Source organism: Parageobacillus sp. VR-IP, from assembly GCF_013357975.1.
Taxonomy (GTDB): domain Bacteria; phylum Bacillota; class Bacilli; order Bacillales; family Anoxybacillaceae; genus Saccharococcus; species Saccharococcus caldoxylosilyticus.
The window spans coordinates 712514-724857 of record NZ_JABVYQ010000001.1 but is presented as its reverse complement, the minus strand read 5'-3'; the positions used below and the strand labels follow the sequence as shown (position 1 = coordinate 724857).

The 12344-nt window shown below is 43.4% G+C and carries 14 protein-coding genes and 2 pseudogenes; 6 read left to right on the top strand and 10 right to left on the bottom strand.

Annotated elements, in window-relative coordinates:
• Positions 1-114: 114 nt before the first annotated feature.
• The 5 genes and pseudogenes from HT574_RS03800 (at position 115) to HT574_RS03780 (ending at position 3484) form a co-directional block, all read left to right on the top strand.
• Positions 115-453: a hypothetical protein gene (locus tag HT574_RS03800; protein ID WP_175243514.1), complete on the top strand. Its 339-nt coding sequence runs from the start codon at positions 115-117 to the stop codon at positions 451-453.
• Positions 454-645: 192 nt separating this feature from the next.
• Positions 646-1011 (top strand): annotated as a pseudogene (locus tag HT574_RS03795) (ATP-binding protein); the annotation flags it as partial.
• Positions 1012-1542: 531 nt separating this feature from the next.
• The gene (locus HT574_RS03790; protein WP_175243513.1) at positions 1543-1959 is read left to right on the top strand and encodes a hypothetical protein; all 417 of its coding nucleotides are present in this window, start codon (positions 1543-1545) and stop codon (positions 1957-1959) included.
• Positions 1960-1977: 18 nt separating this feature from the next.
• Entirely contained in the window at positions 1978-2169 is a 192-nt protein-coding gene (locus HT574_RS03785; protein ID WP_175243512.1) for a hypothetical protein, read from the top strand.
• A gap of 443 nt (positions 2170-2612) precedes the next feature.
• Positions 2613-3484, top strand: a pseudogene (locus tag HT574_RS03780) (transposase).
• On the opposite strand, the gene HT574_RS03775 reads toward HT574_RS03780, so the two are convergent.
• From HT574_RS03775 to yneA, 7 genes are all read right to left on the bottom strand, one after another.
• Positions 3481-3738, bottom strand: a complete 258-nt coding sequence (locus HT574_RS03775; protein ID WP_175243511.1) for a site-specific integrase — start codon at positions 3736-3738, stop codon at positions 3481-3483. The pseudogene HT574_RS03780 and the gene HT574_RS03775 sit on opposite strands and share 4 nt — an antisense overlap.
• 183 nt (positions 3739-3921) lie before the next feature.
• Positions 3922-4134, bottom strand: a complete 213-nt coding sequence (locus tag HT574_RS03770; protein WP_017435018.1) for a YneF family protein — start codon at positions 4132-4134, stop codon at positions 3922-3924.
• Positions 4135-4221: 87 nt separating this feature from the next.
• Entirely contained in the window at positions 4222-4659 is a 438-nt protein-coding gene (gene sirA, locus HT574_RS03765; protein ID WP_017435019.1) for a sporulation inhibitor of replication protein SirA, read from the bottom strand.
• Between the two features lie 156 nt (positions 4660-4815).
• Positions 4816-6822 carry a transketolase gene (gene tkt, locus HT574_RS03760; RefSeq protein WP_175243510.1) on the bottom strand — a complete coding sequence of 669 codons (2007 nt, stop codon included), beginning with the start codon at positions 6820-6822 and terminating at the stop codon, positions 4816-4818.
• A gap of 134 nt (positions 6823-6956) precedes the next feature.
• Positions 6957-7187: a DUF896 domain-containing protein gene (locus HT574_RS03755; protein WP_017435021.1), complete on the bottom strand. Its 231-nt coding sequence runs from the start codon at positions 7185-7187 to the stop codon at positions 6957-6959.
• A 173-nt stretch (positions 7188-7360) separates the two neighbouring features.
• A complete protein-coding gene (locus tag HT574_RS03750) occupies positions 7361-8020 on the bottom strand; it encodes a YneB family resolvase-like protein (protein WP_175243509.1) in 660 nt (219 codons plus the stop codon).
• Positions 8021-8042: 22 nt separating this feature from the next.
• Complete coding sequence (gene yneA, locus HT574_RS03745) at positions 8043-8348, bottom strand: cell division suppressor protein YneA (protein ID WP_175243508.1); 306 nt, start codon at positions 8346-8348, stop codon at positions 8043-8045.
• 151 nt (positions 8349-8499) lie between these two features.
• Between yneA and lexA the strand changes: the two genes are divergently transcribed.
• Positions 8500-9123, top strand: a complete 624-nt coding sequence (gene lexA / locus HT574_RS03740; protein WP_175243507.1) for a transcriptional repressor LexA — start codon at positions 8500-8502, stop codon at positions 9121-9123.
• A 92-nt stretch (positions 9124-9215) separates the two neighbouring features.
• On the opposite strand, the gene glnA is transcribed toward lexA, so the two are convergent.
• The 3 genes from glnA to HT574_RS03725 form a co-directional block, all read right to left on the bottom strand.
• A complete protein-coding gene (gene glnA, locus HT574_RS03735) occupies positions 9216-10550 on the bottom strand; it encodes a type I glutamate--ammonia ligase (RefSeq protein ID WP_175243506.1) in 1335 nt (444 codons plus the stop codon).
• A 45-nt stretch (positions 10551-10595) separates the two neighbouring features.
• Complete coding sequence (locus HT574_RS03730; RefSeq protein WP_017435026.1) at positions 10596-10997, bottom strand: MerR family transcriptional regulator; 402 nt, start codon at positions 10995-10997, stop codon at positions 10596-10598.
• Positions 10998-11072: 75 nt separating this feature from the next.
• Positions 11073-12341, bottom strand: coding sequence for a methionine gamma-lyase family protein (locus HT574_RS03725; RefSeq protein WP_175243505.1), 1269 nt, complete (start codon positions 12339-12341; stop codon positions 11073-11075).
• Positions 12342-12344: the final 3 nt, after the last annotated feature.

Sequence of the window (12344 nt, the reverse complement as noted above, 5' to 3'; positions counted from 1 at the left end):
GGAAAATTCCGAAAGATCATTTTTTGAGTGAAGTTTATAGAGATTTTCTTTATCTAGATCAAAATAGGGTTGATTCTATAATCGCTCAATTTAAATAGAGGTTATATAAAAGAAATGATGGAAGGTAAGGTTAATGAAAAAAGTATTAATACTAAAATGGCAAAATGGCTCGAAACAATTGGCTTCCCTTTTGGAGTAGAAGGAGGATATAAGCACACCTCAAATAAATCAACAAATAAGATTCTCCATGATTATTCTTATGATTATGCTTTAGATTTGTTAGAGGATAATGATAAGTTAATACAAGTATCTAATTTATTTGAAGAAGATAATTATGTTTGTGAAGGTTGTTTTATTTTGGTATCAGGTGAAGCAAAATTATTAGATTATGCAGAATTAAAGAATTTGAGCCAAAAAGGAGACGAAATTGATTTAATGTTAAAAACTGGTTAAATTAGAAAACCTTCGGCAAAATATAGAAGAACTAGTGTTTTTAATCAAATACATCTTTTAACAGATGTGTTCTATCCAGATTTATTACAAGTTAAAATGACAGTATGTCATGAAGGAAACTCTATTGAGTTAATCGGTTCATTAAACAGACAATATCTTAGAGAAAATATGAAAGAAACATTTAAGAAAAAGGGAAAGAAGTTGAAGTTTTACACTGCAGCTGCGCTAGTGAATGCGTTATTAGAAACAAATGACAAGGGATCACTAGGCAAATTTTTCAAACAAATCGAGAAATTAGACCTCTTGGTTATAGACGAATTGGGCTACATCCCATTGCATAAACAAGGAGCAGAATTGTTATTTCAAATCATTTCCATGTGTTATGAAGCTGAAAGTATCATCGTAACGACAAATTTACAATTTGGGCAATGGAATAATGTATTTGGTGATCCAATATTAACAGAAGCAGTGATTGATCGATTGATACATCACTCCCATTTAATCATTTTTAAAGGCGATAGTCATCGCTATAAAGATTCAATCTCACTCAACCAATGAAGGAATTTGGCAAGTGGCACTTTTAATTGCCATTTCATGCATTTTTTACTTGCCAAAAACAAATAAAAAGGCGTAGATTAGCTCTACGTCTTTTTACTTTCTATTCTTTTTTCTTTTAGTGAAGCACCAAATTAAAAAGGCGATGAATCCAATCCAAAAGATCAATGGAATAGCCAATAGTAAATTTTCCACTTCAAACCTCCTGAAGCAGTAATTTTTCCTTATTTTGCCATATTATGGTTTACATTATCATCCACTTAAGGATATAATAACAATGACCTAAAATTGCTTAAAAATATCTAAAAATTTATAAAAATTAGTCAAGAATCATTAAAATTTATTTAAAAAGACTTAAAAGTAGATAAAATTGACAAAAAACTCAGTAAAATAATACTATTTTAACATCGGTATAAAACGACTAAGAAAAAAGGTATCAATAGTCAAGAAATTAGTAAATATTCCACATTTTGCTATTCCCGTTGTTATGGTAGCATTGTTGTAAAATAATACCATAATAAAGGAGTGTTTGGCATGAATAGGAAAATTTTTAAGACTTTGATTTCTTTTGTGCTTATTTTTGGTTTATTTGGTGGTATAATAGGAGCAAAAGAAACTTATGCCTGTTATCCTGCATATAAATGTATGAGTAACAGTGTCATTCCGAAAAGCTATAAGTTAATTTATCAGAACAAAGACAGAAGAAAAGGGATCGTGGTTAGTGGCGTGACTCTTGGAGGGCTTAGTTTTCTTGGGACACCTGCATCGGTTATTTCTTTTGTTGTAGGGACGGCTTCACTTTATAAAGAAACGTATAAGTCTTACCTTTCCTACAAGGTGTACGTTAAGAAAAGCGATAAAAAGGGATATAGGTTCAAGGTTAAGACAGTTTTTTATAAGAATATAAATTTTAAAGGAGCGACTAAGACAGTTTACAGCTATGAGAATTAAGGGTAAGGGGTGAACGTGATGTCAAAATATTATTTGTTTCATATTCTAATCGCATCGATACTTGTGATTTTACTGGTATATGGTTTTGTTGTTAGAACTCCGCAAGGATTTGCTGTTACTGTTATTGGAGGAGCGATTTGCATTGTGTTAATGTTGTTTAATTACAGCAAAAACAAGCGTCCCAAAAAAGGGGAAATAGAGGTAAAATAAGTGTGTTTATAGAGTATTATAGGTTATGATTAGCTCAATAATTACCTATATTATAGGTCGTATCGTCATGGAAAGAGAAAAAAGGGGAATCCATTTTTGGAGACCCCAATTTTTGTTGAAAAACAGCCCCATTAGAATAGGGGATAGGGTAGGATTTTATTGATGTTTTTCGATTGAGGTTTCGATAAGGGAAAAATGCGATTTTGGGTAGGGTTTAAGAAAATGATCGGGTAAAATTGGTGGTGTGTGATTGAGGGTACATAGGTGTTTGCGGCAATCTATTAATGTAGTGTACGGCAATTAATTTATGTAGGCCCCAGCGGCCATACATAAATGAACGTGTTGCAAAACGCATAATGGATGCATAAATGCACATAAAAAATCCACCGCCTTGGAAATCATATACAGTGACCAAAACCAACTACCAAGGGGTGGACACTATCATGATTTCCAATTTGAACAGTGAACATGCATGGTCTTATGAAATCGATCCAATTTTAGAAGCATTATTTCGATATATCGACTCGCTGTCGTTGCCGGAAACACCGTATGTGACAGGAAGACCGCCGGTGTCGAAAAAATCGTTGTTGAAATGTTTCTTTTTGAAAACTTATTTTGCTATTGATTCCTTACGAAAGTTAGTGCGCATCTTGCATCGTTTTCGCTGTTTTCAACGGGCTTGGTGAAGTCCTTCATCTGTCTACATTTTCCCGCGCGGCGAAGTGGTTTAGGGAACAGGGATTTCCCGTCTTCCATGCACAGCTGCTCAAAGATCTAGAAGTACGGTATCCCCAAATCGTGCTGATCGACAACACGGCCCTTCGAAGCAGTCTTTACGATTCACAGGCAAAGTGGGGAGTGTCCACCCGATACCACTGGTTTAAAGGATATAAACTCCATCTCTGCACCACTGCCGAGGGAATCATTTTATCTCATGTGTTGACTACAGCGAATCGGAATGATGCGGCAGTGGCACCAGCATTACTCGCTTCTTTAGGGCAATGGGAGATTGAGTTCGTGTTAGGAGATGACGCGTATGACAGCGAAAAGGTTCGCCAAACAGCTGAGCAGTCAGGAATCCTATTCATTTCCCCTATCAACCGCCGCAATAGCGAGGAACGGAAGCCGGGTTCTTCCTGTTTTGTTGAAAACGAGATTTGTCCAATGGCTGTTTGGGCTTCGCCGCGAGATTGAACGGGTATTTAACGAGTTAAAGAGCGATGGGGTGGAACAACCTCGATGGTATGGATTTCATCGATATGTACTGCATGTATTATGTTGCATCCTTATGCATAACTTCGAGTTTTTACTCTAGTTTTGCAACACCATCCAAGAAAAAAACGCTCGAATCATTTTAGATTGCGGTTTTAAGCCCGATTTCTGCTTGTATCGCATGTACGCTTTAATATCGTGTGTAGTGATACTTTCTAGTTCAACAATTCCACGCTTTTCAGTCATGAACCGCTTAAACTGTTTCAACTCTTGACGCTTGTTAATGAGTGTTTTTCTTGTGAATCCTTTTGAAATGCAATAATAGTCATATTCTTCTAAAATGTCCTCAAGCAACAAAAAAAATCATCCCCTTTCGTTGATTAATCTTTCAACGAATAGGATGATTTTTTAGAAAGATTCACCTTTTAACAATGAAATCAAAACGGAGAAAAATTCACCATTCAACACTTTTTTTGATTTCATTATTTGTGGTGATTCTGTTTCAAATATATGAAACCCCTTATCAAATCAACGTTTCATTTATTTAAGATGATTGTTCATCATTTTCATCATCTGGTTGATTTTCTTCTGTGATGGCGTCATCCCCATTTGCATCATCATCATGCGGATCATTTGCTCATTAATTGGCGGATTCTTTTTTAAATAGTTCATCATCGTTTTGCGAGCAATGAAAAATCCTAGCGCCGTTCCGGCAATAAGCGCTAGAATGCCAACGAGAATCGTTGTCAACATACATCTATTTCCTCCTTCATGTTGTCTATCTAACAGTGTACTAAACCATGTGGTATTATACAATATTTCCTGACAAAAATCTTTTATTTACGCAAATTTTCTTCTGTCCGCTAGTTGAGTCAGCCAACCGTAGTCACCAAAATCGGCGTCGACCGCTAAAAAAGAAGGGGAAACTTGCGCAAGAGCGTGGCAAATGTCGTCAGCGGCTGATGGACTGTCAGTGACAAGAAGCAGGCGTCGCTTTTGCACGATAAGCAGTGCTTCATCCCCGATTTCATTTTTCAATATAAACATATTACGCTCTAAATTTTTGCCAACGCTGCCGGCAAAATATTGTTTCAATCCTAATTCCAATCGGGAAAACGATAACCGTTCGGTAATAAATTCGACTTGTTTTCGGCAAATGCTTTTTAGCGGCGCTTTTGCGACTTGGTGCTCACGCAATAATTCGACAATCTTTTCTGTACGATCACGGTAATAGCTTGCCACCTCTTCATTTAGCAAATAAATCCAATAGCGCACCATTTCCCATCCCCCGTTTCTATTTATTCGTTTATTTCTATTATAAAAAAACAAAAGAGAAAAATATGTCTATTAACGAAAAATTTTTCCACTAACATTGTCGATTTTTTGCATAACAAAAGCTGTCTCCGTCCCAAAGGCGAAGACAGCTTTCTTTTGCTATTTGCCAAGCAATGCTTTGACCCGTTTTACAACATTCTCGACCGTAAATCCGTACTCTTCCATAATTTTCTCCCCTGGTGCTGAAGCGCCGAAGCGGTCAATCGCTAAAATATCGCCTTCCTCGCCGACGTAGCGCTCCCAGCCGAGCGACGCGGCCATTTCGATCGCCAACCGTTTTTTCACCGCGCGCGGCAGCACTTGTTCTTTATAATCGGCAGACTGCTTTTCAAAGCGATCCCAGGAAGGCATGCTGATGACGGAAACGTGAATGCCTTCTTCGGCCAGTGCTGCTTGCGCTTTGACGGCAAGGCTTACTTCCGATCCGGATGCGAGCAGCAGCGCTTCCGGCTGGCCGTTTTTCGCCTCCGCTACCACATATGCCCCTTTTTTCACGCCTTCATACGCCCGCTCTGCCGTATTCGGCAGCGTCGGCACGTTTTGCCGCGTCAATACCAGTGCGGTAGGATGATCGGTTGCTTCCAGCGCCAGCCGCCATGCCGCCGCCGTTTCATTCGCGTCAGCCGGACGAATAACCGATAAATTCGGCATTGCTCTTAATGACGCCAAATGTTCGACCGGCTCGTGTGTCGGGCCATCTTCGCCAACGGCAATGCTGTCATGCGTCAGCACGTACGTAACCGGCAAGCCCATTAAGGCAGCGAGGCGGATGGCAGGACGCAAGTAATCGGAGAACACAAAGAACGTACCGCCGAATACTTTCAGACCGCCGTGCAGCGCCATTCCGTTTAAAGCAGCGCCCATCGCAAATTCGCGCACACCAAACCAAATGTTGCGGCCGTCATAGCTTTCCGGCAAAAAGTTGCCCGCGCCTTTCATTAATGTTTTGTTGGAGCTAGCCAAGTCAGCCGAACCGCCAAATAGTTGCGGAACCGCTTTTGCAATCGCATTGATCACTTCCCCGGAAGCGGCGCGCGTTGCCAAGCTTTTTCCTTCTTCATACACTGGAAGCGATTTTTCCCATTCTTCTGGAAGTTCGCCATTGATCGCCAATTTCAATTGGTTCGCTAAATCCGGATATGCTTTCTCATACGCAGCAAACAGCTCATTCCATTCCGCTTCTTTTTTCTCGCCTGCTTCCTTGACCACTTCGCGGAAATGGTCGTATACTTCTTGCGGCACATAAAAATCTTCGGCAAAGGTCCATTGATATGCTTCTTTTGTCAGTTTTGCCTCTTCGGCTCCAAGCGGTGCGCCGTGCACATTGGAAGTTCCTGCTTTATTTGGCGCGCCGTAACCGATCGTCGTTTTCACTTCAATCAGCGTCGGACGGGTTGTATCTGCTCTCGCTTCTTCCAGCGCTTTTGCAATTTCTTCGATATCATTGCCGTCTTCGACGCGCAAATATTGCCAGCCATATGCTTGAAAGCGCTGCTGTACATTTTCGGAGAAGGAAAGACGTAATTCACCATCAAGCGAAATATCGTTCGAATCGTACAGAACAATCAAGCGGCCAAGTTTTAAATGTCCCGCTAATGACGCTGCTTCGGAAGCGACCCCTTCCATTAGATCGCCGTCGCCGCAAATTGCATATGTGTAGTGGTTAACAATTTCAAAACCTTCGCGGTTATATGTAGCTGCCAAATGACGCTCCGCCATCGCCATGCCAACGGCCATCGCAATCCCTTGGCCAAGCGGACCAGTCGTTGCCTCCACTCCCGGCGTATGTCCGTATTCCGGATGTCCCGGCGTTTTACTGCCCCATTGGCGGAATTGTTGAATATCTTCCATAGAAACGTCGTAACCGCTTAAATGAAGCAAGCTGTATAGCAGCATCGAGCCATGGCCCGCCGATAAAACAAAACGGTCGCGGTTAAACCATTTCGGGTTGCTCGGATTATGATTCATAAATTTCGTCCACAGCGTATACGCCATCGGGGCGGCACCCATCGGCATTCCCGGATGCCCGGATTTTGCCTTTTCGATCGCGTCGATGGACAAAGTACGGATCGTTGTAATCGCTAGTTCCTCGATCGTATGCGGCATATCTTTCCATCCTTTCATCAACATAGTTTCAATTCTATCATATAGAAAATTGCTCCAGATGTACAATATTAAGTGGCGCATAAAACAGAAAAAGAAAGCATCTTTTTATAGCATGCTTTCTTTTTCCAACAATATTAATTCATCCGCTTCTTTTGGCTTTCTTTTAACTTTTTCGGCGTGACATCATTGCCGTTAGGGTCGATGACCGTGACCGAATGAAGCATATGAACCATCGTTTCACGAAACACCTGAATATATTCTTGGCGAAGCTGCTGCTGTTCCAACGCTTCGTCTGCCGTCAAACCAGCCGTTTTTGCCTTTTTCGCCAATTCATTAATTCGCGCGATTTTTTGTTTCGATAACATGACTGCCTCCACCTACGTTTCCTATTGTTGTTACGCTCCCATCTTATAGGACAAAAAGAAAAATTGCAACGGTCCTGCTTTTTCGTCCGCAAGCTGTAAAAGGCGCCTGCACTATATGGCAAAATGAAAGAGGTAATAGCCGCGTATACCGTTCCGCCCACAACAGGGCAAAGCTATCTTTTATGCGGCGAAGCATGCTCATCGACATATTCCCGATAGCGGCGATGGACGGTCGCTTTTGATACGTGATAGCCAAAGCCGCGCAACGTGGCGGCGATTTCGGCAAACGTCAAACCGCTGTGGCGCAAGCGGACGATTTCTTCGACAGGAAGATCTATTCGTTCCCGTCCAGCGTTTTCTCCCATATGTTTTAAATTTCGTTCGGGACGGTAGCCTCGCTCCACCGCCCGCTTCATCCCGCGCTTAATTTTTAAATTATGTATTTTCCGTTGATATTCTTCAACAATGCTAATAATGTTCAGCACCATCTCATCCGCTTCCGACAGCTGCATTTCACCGTTATGGGCGATGGTATATATTTTTACCCCTTCTTTTTGGATGCAATGAAGCAGGGCTATTCGCGCATGGCCGCGCCCCAGCCTTGTTTCATCTTGAACTAAAAGAGCATCAATCTCTTGTTCTTTTAATGCTGAAAACAGCTCAAACACGCCTTCTCTGTCCACTTCATAGCCGCTCGCCTGCTCCATAATCACTTTCGCTACTTCAAAGCCGTGCTTCTTCGCAAGCTGTTCAAGCTCTTCCTTCTGCCGTTCGAGCGACGTTTCCTGCTCTTCTTTTTCGGTGCTGACGCGGCAGTAAATAATCGCTTTCATGCGATACCATCCTCTTTTCATATTATTGGTTGACAGCCAGCTGTCTATCTTCCTCTGATTTTAACACAGGAATGACAATTTTTTCACCGGCAATAATCCGCTGGCCGGATAGGTGGTTAACGTCGACAACCCAGTTGATGAATTCCTCGGTGGAAAGCCGATGTTGATCTTCATATTCTTTCGCCAGTTTCCAAAGCGTGTCTCCAGAAGCAACGGTGATTTCCATATATTGATCTTTTTCCACCGGTTTGTTTGCGTAAAACAGCGCTCCAACCACCATAAACAGCATCGAAGAAAAGAGGAGATAATGCACCATCATCCGCTTCATATTTCCCACCCCTTGAGAATGTTTGTTCGTATTTGTCCTCATTATAATAAAGAACATTTGTTTGTGTCAATATAAATCTCGAACTTATGTTTGTTTTTTCCCTATCGCCGTGTTATAATGTAAGCAAATGATGTGGCAAGAGGTGTATAGGATGACGAAACTATCAAAACGGCAGCAGCAAATTTTAGATTTCATTAAAAAAGAGGTAAAAACAAAAGGATATCCTCCTTCCGTCCGGGAAATTGGCGAAGCGGTCGGGCTTGCTTCGAGCTCTACCGTCCATGGGCATCTAGCGCGGCTCGAAAGCAAAGGATACATTCGCCGCGACCCAACGAAACCGCGCGCGATTGAAATATTGGATGCCGATTTCACCGCGTCGAAGGAAAAAGAAGATGTCGTCTCCGTGCCTATGATCGGAAAAGTGACGGCCGGACAGCCAATTACCGCGGTTGAAAACATCGAAGATTATTTTCCGCTGCCAAAACGGCTCGTTTCCTCGGAAGATCAAGTTTTTATGCTTGAAGTGATGGGCGACAGCATGATTGAGGCTGGGATTTTGGATGGCGACTACGTGATTGTGCGCCAGCAGTCTTCCGCCGATAATGGGGATATCGTCGTGGCGATGACTGAGGATAATGAGGCAACCGTCAAGCGCTTTTTTAAAGAAAAAGACCATATTCGCCTGCAGCCGGAAAATTCGAATTTAGAGCCAATTATCGTCCGCAATTGCACCATTCTCGGCAAAGTGATCGGCGTCTATCGCATTATTCATTGAAATAGAATAGAAAACGAAGCCAGATGGAGAGTTCTCTGCTTGAACACATGATAAAAAGGCTGTCTCATCCTCATGAGACAGCCTCTTCGTTTTTAATACAGTTCCATATATTGATCGCGTTCCCACTGATGGACCGCGGTGCGGAACATATCCCATTCGATTTCTTTCGCTTCGACGAAATGTTCGAATAAATGTTTTCCGAGCGCTTGTACAATGACTTCATCCGACTTTAAGTTTTCGAGCGCTTCCGCCAATGTCGCTGGCAGGTCGACGATTCCTTCTTCTAAGCGCTCTTCTTTCGTCATGACGTAAATGTTGCGATCGACCGGAGCCGGTGGAGTCAGCTTGTTTTTGATTCCATCTAAGCCCGCTGCCAATAATACGGCCATCGCCAAATACGGATTGGCTGCCGGGTCGACGCTGCGCACCTCAATGCGCGTGCTCATGCCGCGTGAAGCTGGAATGCGGATGAGCGGGCTGCGGTTGCGGGCGGACCAGGCTACATAACATGGCGCTTCATAGCCAGGAACGAGACGTTTGTAGGAGTTGACAGTCGGGTTCGTTACCGCCGTAAAGCTTGGTGCGTGTTTCAGCACGCCGGCAATAAATTGCAGCGCTGTTTCGCTTAATTGCAAATCCGCATTTGGATCAAAGAACGCATTTTCATTATTTCTAAACAAGGATAGATTGCAATGCATCCCAGACCCGTTAATGCCGAAGATCGGTTTTGGCATAAATGTGGCGTGAAGGCCGTGTTTACGGGCGATCGTTTTGACAACAAGCTTAAATGTTTGAATGTCGTCGCACGCTTTCACCGCATGGGCGTATTTGAAATCAATTTCATGCTGGCCAGGCGCCACTTCATGGTGGGAAGCTTCAATTTCAAATCCCATTTCCTCAAGTTCAAGCACGATATCGCGCCGGCAGTTTTCCCCTAAGTCCGTCGGCGCTAAATCGAAATAGCCGCCTTGGTCATTTAATTCCAACGTAGGGCGCCCATTTTCATCTAATTTAAATAGGAAAAACTCCGGCTCTGCGCCCAGGTTGAACGAAGTAAAGCCGAGCGCTTCCATTTCTTTTAACACCCGCTTTAAGTTATAGCGCGGACATCCTTCAAACGGTGTGCCGTCTGCATTATAAATGTCGCAAATAAAGCGGGCTACTTTTCCTTTTTCCGCCGTCCACGGGAAAATGACAAACGTATCCAAATCAGGGTATAAATACATATCCGATTCTTCGATGCGGACAAATCCTTCAATCGAAGAACCATCGAACATCATTTTATTGTCTAGCGCTTTCTCTAGCTGGCTGATTGGAATTTCGACATTTTTAATCGTGCCAAGAATATCGGTAAATTGCAGGCGGATATACTTGACGTTTTCTTCCTTGACAATGCGCATAATGTCTTCTCTTGTATATTTTGCCATTTTGAAACTCCTCCCCGGCTCCCAATTTTTTACTGACAACGATCATTAATGAAAGAAGCGAGCGAGATCTCCTTGGCGAAGTGATGCACGTTGGAAACGTCCCGCCTGCAGCAGCTCCGTTCGTAAAATTTCGCGCAGCTCCTCGTCCGATAGCTTCTGTTTCACGACTTTTTCCACTTTTTCTGGCTGCTCTTTGCGATCGGCCTGCCGCGACGCAAAAATTTGCTTAATGCCGGCCAAGTTAACTCCTTGATCAATCAAATCTTTGATTTCAAGAAGGCGATCGATATCGTTGAGGGAAAACAAGCGGCGGTTTCCCTCGGTTCGTGCTGGAGAAACGAGGCCATGCTCTTCATAATAACGGATTTGGCGGGCGGACAATTCGGTCAATTGCATCACAATCCCAATCGGAAACAATGGCATGGAACGACGGATGTTGCTATTCATGCCAATTCCTCCTCGCTTATGATAGTTTCATTTTACAACCTGTCAGAAAATGTGTCAACAAAATGTTAGATTTCCTTACAAACGAATTAATTGCTTTTCGATTAATTGGTCAATCGCCGAACAAATCGCGATTTTTACATGGGAATATGTTAATCCTCCTTGTACGTAAGCCACATACGGCGGGCGGATCGGCCCGTCCGCCGTTAATTCAATGCTCGCTCCTTGGACAAAGGTTCCTGCTGCCATAATCACATCATCCTCGTAGCCAGGCATATAGCTTGGGTACGGGGTGAAGTGGGCATTAACCGGAGAGGAAAATTGAATCGCCTGGCAAAAAGCGATCATTTGCTCTGGATCGTCAAACTGGACAGATTGCACTAAATCGGTGCGCTCCGCATCCCAGGAAGGATCCGTGTTTAGACCGATCCGTTCTAACATCGCAGCCGTGAAAACCGCCCCTTTTAGCGCCTGGCCGACGATATGCGGCGCTAGGAAAAAGCCTTGATACATTTCATGCAGGCTATATAACGCCGGTCCCGCCTCCGCACCGATCCCCGGTGAAGTCATGCGGTACGAACAGGCCTCTACATATTGTTTTTTCCCGACAATATAACCACCTGTTTTCGCAAGCCCCCCGCCGGGATTTTTAATGAGAGAGCCGGCGATTAAATCGGCGCCGACATGGCACGGTTCTTTTTCTTCGACAAATTCTCCGTAGCAATTGTCAACGAAAACGACGACATCGGGCTTCACGGTTTTGACAAAAGAAATCATTTCGCGAATTTCTTCAATCGTAAAGGATGGTCTTGTCGCATAGCCTCTTGAACGCTGAATGCCGATCATTTTTGTCCGCTCATGGATGGCCGCTTTGACGGCAGCGAAATCCACCTTCCCTTCCGGGGTGAGCGGCACGCTTTGGTAACTGATCTGAAATTCTTTTAGCGAGCCGCTGCCGCTGCCGCGGATGCCGGTGATTTCTTCGAGCGTATCATATGGGTTTCCAGTAATGTACAATAACTCATCTCCCGGACGCAAAATGCCAAATAATGCGATTGTAATCGCATGCGTCCCAGAGATGATTTGCGGGCGGACAATGCCTGCTTCGCCGCCGAATACATCGGCATAAATTTGCCCCAGTGTATCGCGGCCGATGTCATCATAACCATATCCGGTAGACGGAATAAAATGGCTGTCGCTGACCTGATGGCGGCGAAAGCTGTCTAACACGCGATATTGATTCACATCAATGCGTTCGTCAATTTTTTGATGAATCGGAGCAATTTGCGCTTCCACTTCTTTTACTAGTGCAGCAATTTTTTCTCCATGTCGCAGCTGTGTAAACATACG

Excerpts from the sequence above, each read along its gene's own strand:
- yneA (WP_175243508.1), bottom strand. The coding sequence starts at position 8,348 with ATGAAGCGGATGATGGTGCATTATCTCCTCTTTTCTTCGATGCTGTTT.
- HT574_RS03800 (WP_175243514.1), top strand. The coding sequence starts at position 115 with ATGATGGAAGGTAAGGTTAATGAAAAAAGTATTAATACTAAAATGGCA.
- HT574_RS03755 (WP_017435021.1), bottom strand. The coding sequence starts at position 7,187 with ATGTTATCGAAACAAAAAATCGCGCGAATTAATGAATTGGCGAAAAAG.
- HT574_RS03770 (WP_017435018.1), bottom strand. The coding sequence starts at position 4,134 with ATGTTGACAACGATTCTCGTTGGCATTCTAGCGCTTATTGCCGGAACG.
- lexA (WP_175243507.1), top strand. The coding sequence starts at position 8,500 with ATGACGAAACTATCAAAACGGCAGCAGCAAATTTTAGATTTCATTAAA.
- HT574_RS03725 (WP_175243505.1), bottom strand. The coding sequence starts at position 12,341 with ATGTTTACACAGCTGCGACATGGAGAAAAAATTGCTGCACTAGTAAAA.
- tkt (WP_175243510.1), bottom strand. The coding sequence starts at position 6,822 with ATGCCGCATACGATCGAGGAACTAGCGATTACAACGATCCGTACTTTG.
- sirA (WP_017435019.1), bottom strand. The coding sequence starts at position 4,659 with ATGGTGCGCTATTGGATTTATTTGCTAAATGAAGAGGTGGCAAGCTAT.
- glnA (WP_175243506.1), bottom strand. The coding sequence starts at position 10,550 with ATGGCAAAATATACAAGAGAAGACATTATGCGCATTGTCAAGGAAGAA.
- HT574_RS03750 (WP_175243509.1), bottom strand. The coding sequence starts at position 8,020 with ATGAAAGCGATTATTTACTGCCGCGTCAGCACCGAAAAAGAAGAGCAG.
- HT574_RS03785 (WP_175243512.1), top strand. The coding sequence starts at position 1,978 with ATGTCAAAATATTATTTGTTTCATATTCTAATCGCATCGATACTTGTG.
- HT574_RS03730 (WP_017435026.1), bottom strand. The coding sequence starts at position 10,997 with ATGAATAGCAACATCCGTCGTTCCATGCCATTGTTTCCGATTGGGATT.
- HT574_RS03790 (WP_175243513.1), top strand. The coding sequence starts at position 1,543 with ATGAATAGGAAAATTTTTAAGACTTTGATTTCTTTTGTGCTTATTTTT.